General features: G+C 64.3%; 17 protein-coding genes. 13 read left to right on the forward strand and 4 right to left on the reverse strand.

All coding sequences use genetic code 11. The features are described from left to right. The first annotated feature begins 44 nt into the window (after window positions 1–44). From ABJ363_06420 to ABJ363_06440, 5 genes are all read left to right on the forward strand, one after another. Window positions 45–2369, forward strand: coding sequence for a xanthine dehydrogenase family protein molybdopterin-binding subunit (locus ABJ363_06420; protein MEP4378617.1), 2325 nt, complete (start codon window positions 45–47; stop codon window positions 2367–2369). An 11-nt stretch (window positions 2370–2380) separates the two neighbouring features. Further along, window positions 2381–3085: a dienelactone hydrolase family protein gene (locus ABJ363_06425; GenBank protein ID MEP4378618.1), complete on the forward strand. Its 705-nt coding sequence runs from the start codon at window positions 2381–2383 to the stop codon at window positions 3083–3085. Window positions 3086–3095: 10 nt separating this feature from the next. After that, window positions 3096–4154: an alpha/beta hydrolase gene (locus ABJ363_06430; protein MEP4378619.1), complete on the forward strand. Its 1059-nt coding sequence runs from the start codon at window positions 3096–3098 to the stop codon at window positions 4152–4154. Between the two features lie 312 nt (window positions 4155–4466). Beyond that, on the forward strand, window positions 4467–5294 hold the full coding sequence (locus ABJ363_06435; protein ID MEP4378620.1) for a deiodinase-like protein: 828 nt from the start codon (window positions 4467–4469) through the stop codon (window positions 5292–5294). Between the two features lie 87 nt (window positions 5295–5381). Further along, window positions 5382–6554 (forward strand): MFS transporter, encoded by a 1173-nt coding sequence (locus ABJ363_06440; protein MEP4378621.1) that lies wholly within the window; start codon window positions 5382–5384, stop codon window positions 6552–6554. Window positions 6555–6601: 47 nt separating this feature from the next. Here ABJ363_06440 and ABJ363_06445 read toward each other — a convergent pair whose 3' ends face one another. Further along, window positions 6602–8326, reverse strand: coding sequence for a CocE/NonD family hydrolase (locus tag ABJ363_06445; protein ID MEP4378622.1), 1725 nt, complete (start codon window positions 8324–8326; stop codon window positions 6602–6604). Window positions 8327–8529: 203 nt separating this feature from the next. Between ABJ363_06445 and ABJ363_06450 the strand changes: the two genes are divergently transcribed. Genes ABJ363_06450 through ABJ363_06460 form a run of 3 tightly spaced genes read left to right on the forward strand, consistent with a single transcriptional unit; the run spans window position 8530 to window position 11278 of the window. Then, a complete protein-coding gene (locus ABJ363_06450; GenBank protein MEP4378623.1) occupies window positions 8530–9495 on the forward strand; it encodes an amidohydrolase family protein in 966 nt (321 codons plus the stop codon). A gap of 26 nt (window positions 9496–9521) precedes the next feature. Continuing rightward, on the forward strand, window positions 9522–10727 hold the full coding sequence (locus tag ABJ363_06455; GenBank protein ID MEP4378624.1) for a CoA transferase: 1206 nt from the start codon (window positions 9522–9524) through the stop codon (window positions 10725–10727). Window positions 10728–10732: 5 nt separating this feature from the next. Further along, window positions 10733–11278: a VOC family protein gene (locus tag ABJ363_06460; protein MEP4378625.1), complete on the forward strand. Its 546-nt coding sequence runs from the start codon at window positions 10733–10735 to the stop codon at window positions 11276–11278. A gap of 10 nt (window positions 11279–11288) precedes the next feature. Here the strand turns inward: ABJ363_06460 and ABJ363_06465 are convergent, their stop codons facing one another. Continuing rightward, window positions 11289–12095, reverse strand: a complete 807-nt coding sequence (locus tag ABJ363_06465) for an N-acyl homoserine lactonase family protein (protein ID MEP4378626.1) — start codon at window positions 12093–12095, stop codon at window positions 11289–11291. A gap of 81 nt (window positions 12096–12176) precedes the next feature. Between ABJ363_06465 and ABJ363_06470 the strand changes: the two genes are divergently transcribed. Both ABJ363_06470 and ABJ363_06475 read left to right on the forward strand, forming a co-directional pair. Continuing rightward, window positions 12177–13055 carry an NAD(P)-dependent oxidoreductase gene (locus tag ABJ363_06470; protein MEP4378627.1) on the forward strand — a complete coding sequence of 293 codons (879 nt, stop codon included), beginning with the start codon at window positions 12177–12179 and terminating at the stop codon, window positions 13053–13055. Further along, window positions 13052–13810, forward strand: coding sequence for a glucose 1-dehydrogenase (locus ABJ363_06475; protein ID MEP4378628.1), 759 nt, complete (start codon window positions 13052–13054; stop codon window positions 13808–13810). The genes ABJ363_06470 and ABJ363_06475 overlap by 4 nt, the downstream gene beginning before the upstream one ends. Window positions 13811–13894: 84 nt before the next feature. Here the strand turns inward: ABJ363_06475 and ABJ363_06480 are convergent, their stop codons facing one another. Then, a complete protein-coding gene (locus ABJ363_06480) occupies window positions 13895–14737 on the reverse strand; it encodes a CmcJ/NvfI family oxidoreductase (protein ID MEP4378629.1) in 843 nt (280 codons plus the stop codon). A gap of 21 nt (window positions 14738–14758) precedes the next feature. Further along, window positions 14759–15733, reverse strand: coding sequence for a hypothetical protein (locus ABJ363_06485; GenBank protein MEP4378630.1), 975 nt, complete (start codon window positions 15731–15733; stop codon window positions 14759–14761). A gap of 123 nt (window positions 15734–15856) precedes the next feature. On the opposite strand from ABJ363_06485, the gene ABJ363_06490 reads away from it, so the two are divergent. Genes ABJ363_06490 through mmsB form a run of 3 tightly spaced genes read left to right on the forward strand, consistent with a single transcriptional unit; the run spans window position 15857 to window position 18980 of the window. Continuing rightward, window positions 15857–16996, forward strand: a complete 1140-nt coding sequence (locus ABJ363_06490; protein MEP4378631.1) for an acyl-CoA dehydrogenase family protein — start codon at window positions 15857–15859, stop codon at window positions 16994–16996. 24 nt (window positions 16997–17020) lie between these two features. Next, window positions 17021–18070: an enoyl-CoA hydratase/isomerase family protein gene (locus ABJ363_06495; protein ID MEP4378632.1), complete on the forward strand. Its 1050-nt coding sequence runs from the start codon at window positions 17021–17023 to the stop codon at window positions 18068–18070. Window positions 18071–18092: 22 nt separating this feature from the next. Continuing rightward, a complete protein-coding gene (gene mmsB / locus ABJ363_06500) occupies window positions 18093–18980 on the forward strand; it encodes a 3-hydroxyisobutyrate dehydrogenase (protein ID MEP4378633.1) in 888 nt (295 codons plus the stop codon). Window positions 18981–18988 lie beyond the last annotated feature (8 nt).

The following is an 18988-nucleotide window of genomic DNA, read 5'->3' on the forward strand; positions in this document are numbered from 1 at the left end:
GGCCGCAAGAATGCCAGGGCGGATGATCGAGGGGGAGGAAATCCGTGAACGAAATTACCGCGCGTTACGGCAGCGACGATGATGCGCTGCGCAGCGAGGACGTGCCGCTCCTGACGGGAGCCGGGCGCTTCACCGACGACATCAACATTTCCGGCCAGGCCTACGGCGCCTTCGTGCGGTCGCCGGTCGCCCACGGCGTCCTGCGCGGGGTCGATGGCGCGGCGGCGCTGGCAATGCCCGGCGTGCTGGCGGTGATCACCGGCGCGGACCTCAAGGCCGCGGGGCTGGGCGATATCCCACCGGCGATCAGCTTTCCCGGTAGGGACGGCATGACCATGGCGTCCGCACCCAAGCCGGTGCTCGCCTATGAAAAAGTCCGCCATGCGGGCGAGGCGGTGGCGCTGGTCGTCGCCGACACGGCGGCCCGGGCGGCGGATGCCGCCGAGGCGGTCATTCTCGATATCGAGGACCTGCCGGCGGTTCCCGGCGTGGCCGATGCGATGGCGGATGGTGCGGCCCAGGTCTGGGAGAGTGCCGCCGGGAATGTCGCCTTCGAATGGGAACATGGCGACAATGATGCGGTGAAATCGGCGTTCGACACCGCAGCGCATGTCGCGCGCGTGGAGCTTCTGGACACGCGCCTCGCGCCGGTCTCCATGGAGCCGCGCGGCGGCATTGGCGAATGGGACGAAGGTCTCGGCCGCTACACGCTGACCGCCCCGACCCAGGGTGTCGGGCTGGTCTCCAAGATGTTCGCGGCCCAGGTGTTTAATGTGGAACCCGATCAGTTGCGGGTGCTGACCCATGATGTGGGCGGCGGCTTCGGCATGAAGGCGCATCCCTATCCCGAATATGCCGCGATCCTGTTTGCCGCGCGCCAGGTGGGGCAGCCGGTCAAATGGTGCAACTCGCGGCTGGAGAGCTTCCTCGCTGACACGGCGGGCCGCGACACGCTGATCACGGCCGAGATGGCGTTCGACGGGGACGGCGTGATCACCGGCCTGCGCGTCGATAACCGGGTCGGGATGGGCGCGTATCTCACCACCTTCTCCGCCGTGTTCGCGACCAACAACACCAAGAACTGCCTCGCGAGCGTCTACACGATCCCGGCGATCCATATCGACGTGACCATGACCCTGACCAACACCGCGCCGCTGGGGCCGTATCGGGGTGCGGGGCGGCCCGAGGCGATCATCGCCATCGAGCAATTGCTGGACAAGGGCGCATCCGAAATGGGTCTCGACCGGGTCGAGATTCGCCGCCGCAACCTGATCAAACCCAAGGCGATGCCCTACACGACGCCGAACGGGCCGATATACGATTCCGGCGAGTTCGAGGCCTGCCTCGACTCCGCACTGGCGCTCGCCGACTGGGACGGGTTCCCATCGCGCCGGGCAGCGTCCGAGGCAGCCGGGAAGCTTCGCGGGATCGGCATCGCGTGTTTCCTGGAGGTCGCCGGCGGCATTCTGGAGGAGACCGCCGATCTGCGATTCGAGGGTGACGGTTACGCGACCGTGCGCCTCGGGGTGCAGGCCATGGGGCAGAGCCATCTGTCCACCTACACAAGGCTGATCGCCGACCGGCTGGGCATCCCGCCGTCGAAGGTGCGGCTGATCGAGGGCGACAGCCTGGAGGCGCCGCCGGGCACACCTTCGGTGGCGTCCCGCTCGATGATGATGGCAGGCAGCGCCATGGCCATGTCCTGCGACACCGCGATAGAGAAGGGCCGCGCGCTGGCGGGGCACGTGCTCGAGGCGGCGGCGGCGGATATCGAGTTCGACGCGGGCGCGTTCCGGATCAGGGGCACCGACAGGACGATCGGCATTCTCGAACTGGCGGATCAGATATCTACGCTGGCGCTACCGGAAGAACTCGCGGGCGGGCTCGACGCGCGGGAATTGTTCGAATCGCCCCAGATGACGTTTCCCAACGGCTGTCACATCTGTGAAGTCGAAATCGATTCCGACACGGGCACACTCGATGTCGCGCGTTACGCGGCGGTCGACGATGTGGGCAACGTGTTCGACGAGATGGTGGTCGAGGGCCAGATTCACGGCGGCATCGCCCAGGGGCTGGGCCAGGTGCTCGGCGAGTGCGTCGTCTATGACGCGGACGGCCAGCTCATGACCGCGTCGTTCATGGATTACTTGATGCCCCGCGCCGACGATCTGCCGATGCTCGATGTCGGCCACCATTCGGTGCCGGCGACGACGAATCCATTGGGTGCGAAGGGTGCGGGCGAGTCCGGCGTGGCCGGGGCGCTGCCGTCGGGCATGGCGGCGGTGGCCGACGCGCTGGCCAGCGCGGGCAAGGGGCCGATCGATCTGCCGATGACGCCGGCGCGCATCTGGGCCGCGCTTCAGGACTAAAGGAGACCGACATGGCACGAACCGAAGACATCCGGGTGCCGCTGCGGGACGGGGCCACCATGGGCGCCCATGTCGCCTATCCGGACAAGACGCCGGCGGGCGCGATCATTGCCATCATGGAGATATGGGGCGTCAACGACACCATGCGCGAACACGCCCAGGAGTTCGCCGAGGCGGGCTGGATCACGCTCGTGCCTGATCTGTTCTGGCGGCTGGAGCCGGGGGTGGAGCTTTCCGACGGCAACAAGGACCACTGGAACAAGGCGATCGATCTCTATTACGACTTCGACTACGACCTCGGGGTCCAGGATATGGAGGACACCGCGAGTTATCTGCGCGGGATCGACGGCGGCAACGGCAAGGTGGGCACGGTCGGCTACTGCCTCGGCGGCAAGATGGGCTACCTGATGTGCTGCCGCTCGGACATCGACTGTGCGGTCGCCTATTACGGCACCTATATCGAGCATTCGATCAAGGAGGCGCCGAACCTGTCCAAACCCTTCATGCTGCATCAGGCGCTGGCGGACAAATGGGTCCAGCCGGAAGTCTGCGCCATGATCGAACGACGTTTGTCGCCAAACCCTCTCGTGGAAATTCACAAATATCCCGGCGCGGACCATGCGTTTGCGCGCCATGGTGGTGCGACCTACAGCGCGCCCGAGGCCGAGAAGGCGCTCGCCCTGTCAGTCGAGTTTTTTCACAAGCATCTGGACTGAGGAACGCGGGATGGCCGACGCGGCACTTCAGGAGACCATCGAGCATCGCTTCCCGCGGCTGATGGCCGCCGGCGTCGATTACAACGACGCCCAGACGATCCTCGCGAAGATGACCCGGATGGAAGACTGGATGCCCGTCTGGGAAGGCCTGGCCGAGACCCATGAGGGGCTCGGTGACGCGGCGCTGGGCGAGGGCCGGGCGTTGACGGCGGGCGAGGCGTTCGCACGCGCGGCGCTCTACTATCATATCGGCCAGTCGGTCTCGTTCGCGGACGCCGAGGAGAAGGCGCGGGTGCAGCGTCGCCAGCGCGCCGCCTATGCGAAGGCGGCCCCGCATCTGAGTCCGCCCGCCGAGATCATCGATATCCCGTATGACGGCGACAGTTTTCCCGCCAATTTACGCGTGCCCGATACGGACGGCCCCGCGCCCTGCGTGATGCTGACCTGCGGCGCGGACTCGACCAAGGAGGAGTTTCACACGCTCGAGAACGAATTTCTCAAGCGCGGTGTCGCCACCTGCGCCTATGACGGGCCGGGCCAGAGCCTGACCAAGCAGAAGTGGCGGATCCGTCCGGACTGGGAGGTGCCAGTTGGTGCTGTGATCGATGCGCTTGAGAAACGCCCCGAGATCGACAGCGCGCGCATCGGAATCTGGGGGCGCAGCTACGGCGGCTATGCCGCACCACGCGCGTCGGTCGACCCGCGGATCAGGGCGTGCGTGTCCATCGGCGGTTTCTACTGCATGGGGGATATCTGGGCGCGGCTGCCGTTCGCGGTACAGGACACGCTGCGGTTCGCCTTCGGGGACGACACGGTGGAAGCGGCCGCGGAGACCGCGAAGCTCTACACCCTCGAAGGAGCGCTCGGGAAAATCGGCTGCCCACTGCTGATTGTGCACAGCGGCATGGACGAGATCTGTCCGGTCGAGGAATCCCGGAAGATGATCGACGAGGCGGGCGACGATGCTGAACTGGTGGTGTTCTCCGAGGGGAACCACGTTTGCGACAATATCCCGTTCAAGTCGCGGCCGTTGATGGCCGACTGGATGGCACGCAGAATGGGCGCCTAGCCGGCGCATTGCATCCTCATCCCGTCATACGCGGGCTTGACCCGCGTATCTCCTGCGCAGTCGCCAGCAATGGATGCCCGGATCAAGTCCGGGCATGACGAAAGATGAGATGGCCCGCAGATTGATAAAGGGGGGTCTGTAGCCCGCCCGTATTCGGTCTGGCTTCGCGGCTTTTTGTTCACGGCAGTGTGACCGGCTTGGCGTTATGTGCGCCTGCAGCGCGAGGGTCCTCATTGTGCTATGATACGGGCAATTGTGCGTACAACTCATAATCAAGAACAACCGAAGCCATAGGCAAAGAGGAGGCCCACGATGTCTGATGCACCGCAGCCTGTTTACAACAACAAGCGTTTCCGCGTGGTCGATTACAACTTCGACACCTTTGTCGGCCCGCAGGCGGGCGACAAGTATATCGACGCCACGTTTACCGATCTCGAGACGCGTGAAGAGGTCAAGCTGTCGGATTTCGACGGCCAGTGGACGGTCATCGAGACCGGCTCGTCGACCTGTTCGATGTATACGAAGAACATCAAGATCTACAAGGATATCGTCGAGAAATTCCCCGACGTGAACTTCGTGATGGTCTATGTTCGCGAGGCGCATCCCGGTGAGCGCATGGGCCCGCACCAGTCGATGGACGACAAGTTCAAGTCTGCCGCCCTCGTGGCCCCGCGTTACAAGGAATTTCGGCGCGTTCTGGTCGACAATCTGGAGGGCGACTTTCACCGCGCCTATGGGGCGATGCCGAACGTCGTCTACATCATCCGCCCCGACGGCACGATCCACTATCGCTGTAACTGGGCGGCCCCGCATCTCATCGAGGCGGCACTCGAGGATCGCGAGAGCTATCACAAGATCGAGAATGCCCCGACCGCGGAACTGCGGGCCACACGCTCGATGCCGCACATGATGCGGACCATGTGGACCGGCGGCGTTATCGCGCTCTATGATTTCTTCAAGAACGCGCCCCTGACCGTTGCCAAGCATGTGCAGATCGACCGGTATTACGAAAAGCACGGGCGCTTCCGGAACCAGCCGCTGAGCCAGGACGAGGTCCAGGCGCGGATCGCCGCCGGAGAGGCGGATGCCGAGGCCGTTCCCTCGCCGGATCAGGCGTCTCCGAAGCAGGCGGCCGAATAGGCAGCGCTTCCGCGTTAGAACCGAACACGCGCCGGCCGTTCACATCATGTGGGCGGCCGGCGTTTTTTATGGGTATACCCAAACAGCATGATCGAGACCCCGTTCCGTACTTCGCTCCGCTTCGCCCTGTTCTATGGCGCGGTGTTCTTCGTGCTGGGCGTGATGATGCCGTTCTGGCCGATCTGGTTGCAGAGCCGGGGGCTGTCGGCGGGGGACATCGGGATCATCCTGGCGGTCGGTCCCTGGATGCGGGTCCTCGTCGACCCGGTGGTCACCCGGGCGGCCGACCATTCTGGCGGCGGGCGCCGGATGCTGGTCCTCGCTGCCACCGTCAGCCTTGTCGCGTTCGCCGGGTTCTCGCTGGTCACATCCTTCTGGCTCATCCTGTTGATCACGCTGGTTTTTGCGCCGAGCTACCATGCGCTCATTCCGCTCGGCGATTCCCAGGCAATGTCGGCGGTGCTGCGGCACGGCCTGGACTATGGCCGCATCCGCCTGTGGGGATCGGTCACATTCATTCTCGGTACCCTGGGGATCGGCGCCCTCCTGACCGGTCGTGATCCGGACCTGATCCTGCTGGTCGTCGGGTTGGGCCTCGTCGTCGTGCTGGCGACAACCTTGCTCCTGCGCGAGCAGAACGAGGCGCGCGGGCATGCGCGCTGGGCCGACGTGCTGACATTCGTGCGGGATCCGCGGTTCCTCGGCTTTATCCTCGCTGCCAGCGCGGTGCAGGCGAGCCATGCCGTACTCAACGGTTTCTCAGGCATCCACTGGAAGGCGGCGGGCCATTCGGAACTCGTGGTCGGGCTCCTGTGGGGCGGCAGCGTGGTTGTGGAGATTATCCTGTTTGCGTTCAGCGGCGCGGTCGTGGCGCGACTGGGCGCCTCGCGCCTGCTCGTGTTCGGCGCGGGCGCAGGGCTGATCCGCTGGCTGATTCTCGCCGGGACCACGGCCCTGCCGGGCCTGGTCGTCGCCCAACTCCTGCATGCGGTGACTTTCGGGGCGACCTATCTGGCGACGATGCACTTCATCGCCGGCCACGCGCCCGAGGGTCTGAAGGCCACGGCGCAGGGTGCGTACGCGTCTCTTTCGGGCATCGTCATGGGGCTGGCGTTGATCGCGTCCGGCGCGCTGTACAGCCAGTTCAGCGGCGGCGCGTTCTACGCGATGGCCGGGTTGAGCGCGCTGGCCCTGCTGGCGGCGCTGGCCGTCCAGCGGCGCGGCGCGCGAAAAGAGCAGGCGAGGCGTCCCGGTGCGTAATCGAAAGAGGCGACCGAAGCCGCCTCTTTCTCATTCTGCATGATCCCCTAGACCGACTTGCGGTTCTTCGGGATTACGGGCATCAGCAGATAGGATTTGTGCTTCGGCCCGGTGTGGATCGTCGTCTTGCCGCCGAAGATCTCCTTCGGACGATCTGTCGGGTGATCGTGCAGGAAGACGCCGGAACCCCGCGACGGAATATAGGCCTCCATCGACGGGCCCGGTCGGTCGAAATCCTGGCCGGCGATGTTGATCGAGATCTGAAAGCCCTTCGGCAGCATGATGCACTGGGGCCAGATTTCGACATCCACTTCGTACACCTGACCCGGCGTGATCATCTGCTTGTCGTCATGGGTGTGGTAGGGGCGCCACGGCTCGGATTTTTCCTCGTCCAGCTTGCGATGGGACACCCGCAGCCAGCCCTGGCCGAGCGGGGTCTTGGGGTCGACCGTGCCCTGGAAGTGCACTTCTCGGCCCTTGTCCGACCAGCCCTGTACCGTGACGAACAGGTCGCAATCTTCGGTGGACGAAGACACGAACAGCTTGGCCGCCATCGGGCCGGTGAATTCGGTCTCGCGGGTGAGTGGTGCAGACTTCCAAGTGATGCCCCGGGTGAGCGCGCGGAATTCCTTCTTCCGGTTCACCTTCGGTACCTTCGTGTCCAGCTTTCCCTTGCCGCTCGCGTCCAGATAATACTTGGTCCACTTGGTGCCCTTCAGCGGCCACGCGCTTTCCTTGCGCAGCTCGACCTCGTCGGTGAACGGGCGTCTCAGGTTCAGCCAGACCTTTGGCTCGCGGTTCCAGCCGTTCTTCTCGCCCTTGAGGTAATAGTCGAAGAAGCGTTTCTGCAGCTCCATGCCATATTCGAGATAGAACCATTCCTCATGGCGACCCGGATGCCCCTCGAGCCATTTCTGGCGTGATGCGGCCTGGGTGAAGGCCTCGAAGTTGCCGCGCGGATGCAGGCCAAACCCGGCCCAGCTCGCCGCACTCAGGAATGGCACCTTTACTTTCGACCAGTCCGGCGAACGCGACTGGTACCAGTCGTCATCCATCTCGCGGACGCGGAAATTCTCGAGCGTATCGGCCCGGTTGGTCTTGAGTTCGGCCGGCGACAGACGAGCCGGACCCGTGGCGCTTTCGCCCATCCAGCGGTCGCGTGGGCCCTTGGGGTTGCCGTGCTGGACCGCCTCGACCTGGCGAGGATACCAGATTTCCATGAACACATTGGACAGGATGCCGCCATGGCGCGCCCAGTCGCGATACTGATCGGCCGCGCCCTCCCACGGTATCATCGCGGTCAGATGTTTGGGCTGCAGGGCGGCGACCTGCCACTGGTTGATCGCGTAGTAGGACACGCCGTTCAGGCCGACATTGCCGTTCGACCATTTCTGTTCGCCCGCCCATTCGATGGCGTTGGCGAAGTCCCGGGTCTCGCGCGGCGAGAAAATATCGAGATAACCCGGAGAACGGCCGGCACCACGGGAATCGAGCCGCACGCAGGCATAGCCCCAGGGCACCCAGATCTCCGGATCGACGGTTTCCCAGGTCAGCCAGCGATGCCTGGAGCCCGGCAGGATATCGGGATGCATTTCGAGGAGGGAATCCCAGAGCGGCTTGTAGTGCTCCTGGTACTTCACGCCCTTGCCATAGGGGCCGCCGGCCATGACGACCGGGACCTTCTTCTTCGTGTCGGGCCGATAGACGTCCACCCGCAGCACCTGACCGTCATCCATTGTGATCGGTAGGTCGCGATCGATGATCATTTTCATTTTTTGTTCCTCCCGTATTCCCTGGCCGGCGATCCCGGGCCGAAAGTGAAGGGCCACATCACGACGGGCGTTGTCGGAAGTGAAACATGAATTTGATTATTGGAAAAATATTATTCTTAATCGCCTTTCCTTGGTTATCCGCGGGGCGAGTCGGTACGATCCCGCGATAAGGCGGAAAAAAAACGCAATCGGGGGAGAGGCACATGGCGACGTCGAACGGCGAACAGGTCATCGCGATCGAAGAGCATTACTGGGATCCTCAACTGACGCCGCATGTGGCCGAGGCGGACCGGGGCGGCGCGGGCGTGATGCAGGCCAAGCTCGAGGACCTGTTCGACGCGCGGATCGCCGAAATGGACGCCACAGGCGTCGACATCCAGGTCCTCTCCCATGGCGCGCCGTCGACCCAGCGCCTCGATCCGGCCGAGGCCGCCGAGGTGACGCGTACGACGAATGACCGGCTGCGTGATATCGTGGCCCAGCGGCCCGACCGGTTTGCCGCCTTTGCGAATCTGCCGACACCCGACCCCGATGCCTGTGCTGATGAGCTGTCGCGTTGCGTCAACGAGCTCGGCTTCAAGGGCGCGATGATCCACGGCCTGACGCACGGGGTGTTCTTCGACGATGAACAGTTCTGGCCGGTCTTCGCGCGCGCCCAGGAACTCGACGTGCCGCTGTATATGCACCCCGCCGTGCCGAACAAGACCGTCGTCGACACCTATTATGAGCCCTACATCAAGGATTTCCCCGCGCTGCTGAATGCGGGCTGGGGGTTCACGGTCGAGACCGCGACGCAAGGTATCCGGATCGTGCTCAGCGGCGTGCTGGAGAAGTATCCCGACTGCAATATCATCCTCGGCCATCTGGGCGAGGGGTTGCCGTTCCTGCTCTGGCGGATCGATCACGCGCTGTCACGCCCGGGCAACAAGTCCCTGGCCTTCCGCGAGGTGTTCAGCCGCAACTTCCACATCACCACCAGCGGCAATTTCTCCGACCCGGCGCTGATGTGCTCGATCGCCGAGATGGGCGCCGACCGGATTCTGTTCTCCGTCGACTATCCGTTCGTGCCCAACGCGCCGGGGATGGACTGGATCGAGCGGGTGCATCTGAACGCCGAAGACAAGGCGAAGATCCTCAACGGCAACGCGACACGGCTGCTCAAGCTTTAGACGTGAAATACAGATAGAGAGAAACCATGCCCCACAATCCTGCTGCCACGGTCCTCGACCATGTGAAGGTCCTCGACCTGACCCGCGTCCGCTCGGGCCCGACCTGCGTGCGCCAGCTTGCCGACTGGGGTGCCGATGTGATCAAGGTCGAGATGCCGCCCGCCGTCGAGGGGGGTGCCGCGCTCGGCGGGTCGCGCCACGGCTCCGATTTCCAGAACCTGCACCGCAACAAGCGCTCCCTCGCGCTCGACCTCAAGGCCGAGGCGGGCAAGGAGGTGTTCCGCAAGCTCGTCGCGGATGCCGATGTGGTGGTCGAGAATTACCGGCCCGATGTGAAGAACCGGCTGGGCATCGACTATGACGCGCTGTCCGCAATCAACCCACGCATCATCCTCGCCAGCATCTCGGGCTTCGGGCAGGACGGGCCCTATTCCAAGCGCCCGGGTTTCGACCAGATCGCCCAGGGCATGGGCGGCCTGATGTCGATCACCGGCGCGCCGGGGGAGGGGCCGATGCGGGTCGGCATCCCGATCGCGGACCTGACGGCGGGACTGTTCGCGGCCCAGGGCATCCTGCTGGCGCTGCTCGAACGCGAGAAATCCGGCCAGGGCCAATGGCTTCAGACATCGCTGCTGGAAGCGCAGATTTTCATGCTCGATTTCCAGTCGGCGCGCTGGCTGGTCGACGAAGACGTGCCGGGACAGGCGGGCAACAACCATCCGACCAGCATTCCGACCGGCGTGTTCGCCACGTCGGACGGGCATATCAACATCGCCGTTGCGGGCCAGGAAATCTGGGGCCGGTTCTGCCGCATCCTCGGCCACGAGGAGTGGATGACCGATCCGGAATTCGAGGATGCACCCGGACGCTCGGAGAACCGCGACCGGCTGAACGGGCTGATCGGCGAGGTGATCGCGACGAAGACGTCGGCGGCATGGGTGGACGAATTCAACGCGGCGGGCGTGCCCTGCGGGCCGATCAACGACATCGGCCAGGTCTTCGATGACCCCCAGGTCCGGCATCTGGGGATTGCGCAGCCGCTCACGTCGCCGGCGCTGGGCGAGATGCGCTTCGCGCGTCAACCGGTATCCCTGTCTCGGACACCGAGTTCGTTTGCGGTCGCGCCGCCGGAAGTCGGCGAACATACGGGAGAGATTCTCTCCGATCTTGGATATGACGCGGATGAAATCGCGGCGCTGAAAGACAGCGGTGTCGTGGCAGCAGAAGGATGAGTGACATGGATGACCAGATCAAACCCCAGCTCTCCCATGCGGGCATGTGGGTGCGGGATATGGATTCAATGGTTTCGTTTTACACACGGGTTCTCGGGTTCAACATCACCGACCGGGGTTTCGTCGAGCGCTACAACGGCCACATCACCTTCATGTCCAACGATCCGAGCATGCATCATCAGGTTATTCTGGCTGAGGGTCGGCCCGCAGAGGTGCCCAGCACGATCAACCAATTGTCGTTCAGGGTAAAATCCCTGAGCGAGCTGCGGGTGATGTATCGCCGGGTTGTGGATGAGGGCGTCGAGAATTTGCTGCCGCGCAACCATGGCAACGCCTGGTCGGTCTATTTCGACGACCCCGAGGGCAACAATATCGAGGTGTATCTGGACTCGCCGTTCCACGTGCCCCAGCCCTTCGGCGAGTATCTCGACTTCGATCTTTCCGATGACGAGATCGTCAAGCTGACCGAGAAGCTGTGTGAAGCGACCGAGGGCTACCGGCCCCGCGCCGAATGGTCGGCGGAACTCGCCGACGCGATTGCGAAGAACTAGGCGCGGATGCTCACGCGTTGGGCGTGACGTCGAGCCGGGCCGCGATCCCTTCGAGGCGCGGGTCGGGTGCCGGGTAGCGTTCCAGCACCAGCGGGTCATGGCCGGGCACGATATGCCCCGGGGTCTCGGCCTGGGCCTCCAGCGCATCGAAACCGCGCACCATATCGGCGAGGTTGTAGATCACCGGGAAAGGCATGCGCCGCTCCAGATTCTCATAGAAATGCGTGACGTCGGACGCGACCACCACCCAGCCCCGCTTGGTCAGCACGCGCACGAATTGCAGCCCCATGGAGTGGCCGCCGGTCAGATGCACCGTGATGCCCGGCGCGATCTCGGCGTCGCCGTCGCTGAAGGATACGCGGCCTTCGAAGATGTTGCGGACCATGTCGGCGACATGATCGGGGGTGAAGGAGGCGTTCACCACATGGCTGCACATATGCGGCCCCGTTGCGAACTGCATTTCCTTTTCCTGCAGGTGGAACCTCGCCGCCGGAAACTGGGCGTGGCCGCCGATATGGTCGTAGTGCAGATGGGTGACAATCACGTCGGACACAGTCGCGGCCGCGACGCCGATGGTGGACAGGCCTTCCGTGACGCTGCGGATCAGGCTGCGACCGCGGTTCTTCGCCTCGGCGTCGTCGAAGCCTGTGTCGATGACGATGGTCTGATCCTCGGACACGGCGGCCCAGACGTAATAGTCGATGGGCATGGGGCCATCGTCATGGGGGTCGAGCTTTACGAAGCTTTCGCGACGCATCCGCTCGGCGAGCGTGCCGTATTTCACGGCATAGAGTTCCCAGGTTTTCGGTGATGTCATTCTTCCCTCCCCTATGGGTTGCTCCGCTATAATGGCCCGCGAAGGCCGGCATTCGATCGGCCACAGGTGGGGGCGGTGAGCATGCCGGAGGTATCTTACGGGTTTATCGGGCTGGGAAACATGGGCGCACCCATGTGTGCCAATCTGTGCGCGGCGGGCTTTATCCCGATCGTGTTCGATGCGGCGGGTACCGCTGCGCGCGCACCCGACGGCGCGACCGTCGCCGACGATGTCGGCGCGGTGGCGCAGCAGGACACGATCTTCCTGAGCCTGCCCGACGGGAAAATTGTCGCGTCAGTCTGTGAGGAGATCCTGAAAGCACCAGACCGGAAGGTCTCGACGGTCGTGGATTTCTCGACCACGGGGCCCCAGGCGGCAAGCGAGATCGGCGCCGCGCTGGCGGCGGGCGGGATCACCTTCGTCGATGCGCCGGTCAGCGGCGGCAAGGCCGGGGCCATCGCCGGGACCGTGACCGTCATAGCGTCGGGCCCCGATGCGGCCGTGGCGGCGCTGGCCGGCCCGTTCGACGCGGTGGGCGGAAACACCTTCCATGTCGGCGCGAATCCCGGGCAAGGCCAGGCGGTCAAGCTGCTTAACAACTTTCTGTCGGCGACCGCCATGGCGGCGACCAGCGAGGCGGTCCGGTTCGGGTTGGGCCACGGGGTGGCCATGGAGACCATTCTCGACGTGGTGAACGTCTCGACCGGCCGCAACACGGCCTCGGCGGACAAGTTCCCCAAGCGGGTTGCAACCGAGACCTTCGATGCGGGTTTCGCGATGGCGCTGATGACAAAGGATGTGGCGCTGTATTTCGACGAGGTGCGCAAGTCCGGCTCGCCCGACAGCGTAGGCGCGACCATGACCGGCCTGTGGAACGCCGCCGACGCCGCCATGCCCGGCGCCGACTTCACGGAAATCTACAGGTATCTGGGCGGAGACTCAGGGGGAGAGACAAAATGAGCGATGAACAACGTCCCGTCGCGCTGGTGACCGGCGCGTCCTACGGGTTGGGCGCGGCCGTTGCGGAATCCCTCGCGCGCGACGGGTTCGATGTCGCGGTGACGGAGCTGGACCCGGCGGATCTGGCCGAGACGCTCGCGTCGATCGAGGCCGCCGGCGGCCAGTCACTCGGTGTAGCGCTCGACCTGCGGGACGATGCCAGCATCACCGCCGCCACGCAGGCCGTGCTCGAACATTTCGGACAGATAGATCTGCTGGTCAACAATGCGGCGATGCTGCTGGCCAAGCCGGCGCTGGACGTGGCGGCGGACGAGTTCGAAGCGGTGATGCGCACCAACGTGACCGGCACCTACGTGATGACCCAGCAGGTGGCGCGGCACCTGATCGAGACTGGCCGTCCCGGCCAGATCATCAACATCGCCTCGACCTTCACCACGATCGGTGCCGTCAACGTATCGCCCTACGGCATCTCGAAGGCGGCCATCGGCGGCATGACCCGCCACCTGGCGGCCGAATGGGCACCCCACGACATCCGTGTGAACGCCGTGGCGCCGGGGACGTCGATGACCAAGCTGCGGGCCGAAATCTTCGACAACGACCAGGCGCGCCGGGACGCGGGCCTGTCGAAGATCCCGCTCGGCCGTTTCACCGAACCCGAAGATATCGCCGGCGCGGTGTCCTATCTGGCGAGCCCATCTGCGACCTATGTGACGGGCCATGTGCTGGCGGTTGATGGCGGCATGACGGTGACGTGAGGGGCGATGATCCCCAAGTCTCGATAAATAAACACTACCGAGGGCAACTCTCGCCAACAAACCGTTAGCCAACAACCACTCCGGTCAGTCGTAGAACACCAGCGCGCGCATTTCGATGCTCTCGCGGATCGCCGCGTCGGGTGGTGTGTTCGGGTCGTCGAAGGCGGTGTGCGCCGTAAACCGCACGCCGGCCGAAGCGTCGGTGTCGTAGACCTTGAACACCAGCGCTTCCTCCCGCGTCATCTGCGGGAACCAGAACCAGCGGTGCGCCGGGTTGTAGGAGATGTGATACGTCTCGCCGGTGCGGTAGCGGTAGCGCCGCTGATAGGGAATGAAACCCTCTTCGGGGATCGTCTTGCCGTCGCACAGCGCGAGCGGGTCGCGTTCCACGCGCGGCGCAATCGACCGCCAAGTCTGGATAATCGCGTAGCGTTTCTCGAGCGCCGCCTCTACTTCGTCTTCAGGCAGGAAGTCGCGCACCCGCTGCGGGGCCGAGCGCTCGGTATAGTCGTTATGGACCGAATATACCGCCTTGCGCACCCGGTCGGCCTGCTGGCGCGCCTGCTCGGCGGTGCGCAGCGTATGGTCGAACACCAGCACGCGTTTCGCGCCCCCGCTATGGGCCTGGATCAGCGCCTCGGTCTCCGGGTAGTAGACCGCGCGCACTTCGTCCTCGTCATAGAAGTCTCGCACCTTCGTATCATGGTCGACGAAGGAGAAGCCGTGGGAGGGCAGGGTGAACTGCGCCGGGTCGGCGCGGCCATTATGGATGGGCACCAGCTTTTTCTCGTAGGCCGGCTTGTGGGCCTTGTGCTGCATCTCCGGCCAGTCCATGTAGCGCACCGCCGGGATGCCGTCGTCGACGATGTAGTCGAGTTCGACCTCGACGATGTCGGGATCGGTGATTAGTTCGGCGGTCTGGGTCATGAGGCGGTTCCTCGGTCGGCTTCAGGTTGCTGTCGGAGTATAGGCGACAATCGCCTCGGGCATGCTGCCGCCGGCGTGATATCCGCCGTCGACGATTTCCGCCTTCGTGACGTCGATCTTCGGCACCTCGCCGTTCCCCAGCGCGGCATGGAGATGCTTTCCGTCGTCGCTGAACAGGATGTGGAACGGCTCGTCCGCGACATTCACGACGCGACGTGAATCGAGGTCATTTGCGTCGAGCAATTCGACGAAGCCCTTGTCGTTGGGCTCGTCATAGGTGCTGACGGCGAGTGTGTTTCCGTCCGCCGACAGGAACGGCCAGCCGGGCACGCCGGTCAGCGGGTGTGTGGCGACGAGCTTGCGGGCCGCGCAGTCGATCACATGCAGCAGCGGGCGGTGGAAATCGCCGACGAACAGGCGTGAGCCGTCGTTGGAGACGCGGATGGCCTGGGCGCCGACCGGGACGGCGATCTGCGCCGTGATCTCTCGGCTTTCGATGTCGATCTCGGTGATCACCGGATATTCCTTGGCCGATGCATAGAGCGTCCTGCCGTCGGGAGAGGCGGCGAGGAAATGCCCCGGCGTCTGCAGCCAGATCGTGTGCTCGATCTCCCAGCTGTCCGGGTCGATCACCAGCACACAGCGGTTGGGGTCGACCGTCGCCCAGAGCTTTCCCTGCCGGTCGATGACCAGCGCGTGGGGACCCTTGTAGAGATCGAGATTTATATGCCCGGCGAGCGTCATGTCGGTGAGGTCGACGACGGCGATACGGTTGTCCGGCACGTTGGGCCCGTAATCGGCGCTGCCATACAGCGACACGAAGGCGCGTGTCCCGTCATTGGACACCGCCAGTTCATGGGGTTTGCCCGTGTTCAGGGTGCCGACCTCCACGCAAGCGACCGTGTCGCCGGTCTCGGCGTCCAGCGCGGTCAGGCTGACATTTTCCTTCACCGTGAGAAGTATCAGCCGGCGGGTGGGGTCGATCTCGGTGGCCATGACATTGCTCCTTGTCCGCCCAGTCTAGCGCATTCGCGCCCGTCTGCCGCTATCGCGGGCGGGGATTGGTTCCGCATGTGTGAGCGGCTAGACTCGTGTGCGACGAGAGAACGAGGCCGCACGGTGGAATTTCAGCTTACGGAAGAACAGTCCGCGATTCAGGACATGGCGCGCGGTTTTGCGACCGATGAGATGCTGCCCCATGCCGAGATGTGGGACGAGGAGTGCATCTTCCCGGTGGACACCCTGCGCGCCGCCGCGGCGCTGGGGCTGGCCGGTATCTACTGCGATCCGGAGCATGGCGGCTCGGGACTCGGACGGCTGGATTCGACGATCATCTTCGAGGAACTGGCGAGCGCCTGCCCGTCGACCGCAGCGTATATCTCGATCCACAACATGTGCGCCTGGATGATCGACAGCTTCGGCGGCGACGCCCAGCGTGCGAAGTTCCTGCCCAAACTGACGACCATGGAACACTTCGCGAGCTACTGCCTGACCGAGCCGGGTTCGGGGTCGGATGCCGCCGCGCTCCGCACCAGCGCGAAACTGGACGGGGACCATTACGTCCTCAACGGGTCCAAGGCGTTCATCTCGGGCGGCTCGGCGGCGGATGTCTATGTCTGCATGGTACGCACAGGGGATGACAGCCCGAACGGCATCAGCTGCATCGTGGTGGAAAAGGACGCGCCGGGTCTTTCCTTCGGCAAGCTGGAGAAGAAGCTGGGGTGGAACAGCCAGCCGACGGCGTCGGTGATTTTCGAGGATTGCCGGGTCCCGGCCGAAAACCTGATCGGGGCGGAGGGTGACGGGTTCAAGATCGCGATGCAGGGCCTCGACGGCGGCCGGCTCAACATCGGCGCCTGCTCGATTGGTGGCGCGCGCGCCTGTCTCGATGCGACGCGCGATTATATGAAGGAGCGCAAGCAGTTCGGCCAGCCGCTGGCGGATTTCCAGGCGCTACAGTTCCGCCTGGCCGACATGGCGACCGAGCTCGAATCCGCACGCCTGATGATCCACCGCGCGGCCTGGATGCTCGACAACAGGATGCATGGCACCACGGTGGCCGCGGCGATGGCCAAGCGGGTGGCGACCGACACCGGCTTCGAGGTGGTGAATCAGGCTCTGCAGCTGCACGGCGGCTATGGCTACCTGCGCGAGTTTCCGATCCAGCGCTATCTGCGCGATCTGCGGGTGCACCAGATTCTCGAAGGTACCAACGAGATCATGCGCGTGATTATTTCCCGAGATATTTTGCGTCAGTAGGTTTTCTCACTAGCAGGTTTCCCCATGAACGACGAACCCGACGTCCTGCTCGAACAACGCGGGCGGATTGGCCTGATCACGCTGAACAAGCCAAAGGCGCTGAACGCGTTGTCCCTGTCAATGATTCACACCATCGCCCCGGGCCTCGAAGCCTGGGCCGTCGATGACAATGTGGACGCGGTGGTCATCCGGGGGGCCGGTGAAAAGGCGTTTTGTGCCGGCGGCGATATCCGCGATCTGTATGAGGGGCGCGGCACCGGTTTCGGGGCCACCTACTATGCGGCGGAATACAAGCTGAATGTGCTGATCCACACCTATCCGAAACCCTATATCGCCTTGATGGACGGGGTGACGATGGGGGGTGGCGTGGGGATGTCGGTGCATGGTTCGCACCGTGTGGTCTCGGACCGGGTCCTGTTTGCGATGCCGGAAACCGGTATCGGCCTGTTCCCCGATGTCGGTGCAAGCTGGTTCCTGCCCTGCTGTCCGGGTGAGGTCGGCATGTATCTCGGGCTGACCGGCCACCGCCTGAGGGCCGCCGACACCCTCTATGCCGGGATCGGTGATGTTCATGTCCCGGCGGACCGGAACGATGACCTGATCGCCGCCCTGGCCGGTGCCGCGGTGCTCGACGGCGACGCGGTCGCGACGGTCCTGCGCGGTTTCTCGATCGATCCGGGTGAGGCACCTCTGGCGGCGCATCGCGACGCGATCGATCGCTGTTTTTCCGGTGACAGCGTCGAGGACATCCTGGCCCGGCTCGCCGCCGAGGACAGTGACTGGGCCCGCGAACAGATCGAAGCGCTTTTGACGAAGTCGCCGACTGCGCTGAAGGTCACCCACCGGCAGCTGCGCCTGGGTGCGCAAATCGATTCGATCGCCGAGATCATGGCGATGGAGTACCGCCTTGCCGACCGCAGTTTCCGTGGTCATGATTTGTTCGAGGGGATTCGTGCCGTTGTCATCGACAAGGACGGGGCACCGAAATGGAACCCGACGACGCTTGATGCGGTCAGCGAAGCCGATGTCGACGAATATTTTCAACCCGTGGCCGGTGAACCGAGTTTCGGGTGAAGAGAAAATCAGGGAGAGAATGATGGCGAAGATCGGATTTATCGGGTTGGGCAACATGGGCGGCCCGATGGTCGCCAACCTGGTCTCGGCCGGACACAGCGTGTCGGTGTTCGACATCTCTGCGGACGCGGTGAAACGCGCGGTGGAGAGTGGCGGGATGGCCGCCGATAGCAGCCGGGCCACGGCCGAGGGCGCCGAGGTGGTCATCACCATGCTGCCGGCAGGTGCGCATGTGCGATCTGTCTATATCGACGACGACGGGGTTTTGGATGCGCTCGAAAAGGGCGCGCTTGTGATCGATTGCTCGACCATCGATGTGCCCACCGCGCGGGACATGATCGTCGAGGGGGAAAAGCGCGGGCTCGAGGTGATCGATGCGCCCGTCTCCGGCGGTGTCGGCGGTGCTGCGGCGGGAACGCTCACCTTCATGTGCGGCGGCACGGACAGCGCCTTCGGCCGCGCGGAGCCGATCCTGCAGGCCATGGGCAAGAACATCTTCCACGCCGGCGCCGCGGGTGCGGGCCAGTCCGCGAAGGTCTGCAATAATTTGATGCTCGCGATCCAGATGATCGCGGTGTCCGAAGGCTTCGGTCTGGCCGAGAAGCTCGGCCTCGACGCCCAGAAGCTGTTCGATATTTCCTCGACCGCGACCGCGCAGTGCTGGGCGATGACCAGCTATTGTCCGGTTCCCGGGCCCGTGCCGACATCCCCGGCCAATAACGACTATGCCGCGGGCTTTACGGTGGCGATGATGCTGAAGGATTTGAAGCTGTCACAGGAGGTGGCGAACGCGACGGGCGCCAACACCCCGCTGGGCGCGCAGGCAACCGAACTCTTCGACGCCTATGCGGCGGCCGGGAATGAGGGGCTCGATTTTTCGGCGATCATCCGGCACATCACCGGCCGGTGAAGCGGCGT

The organism is Alphaproteobacteria bacterium (assembly GCA_039980135.1).
Classification (GTDB): Bacteria; Pseudomonadota; Alphaproteobacteria; order UBA6615; family UBA6615; genus UBA8079.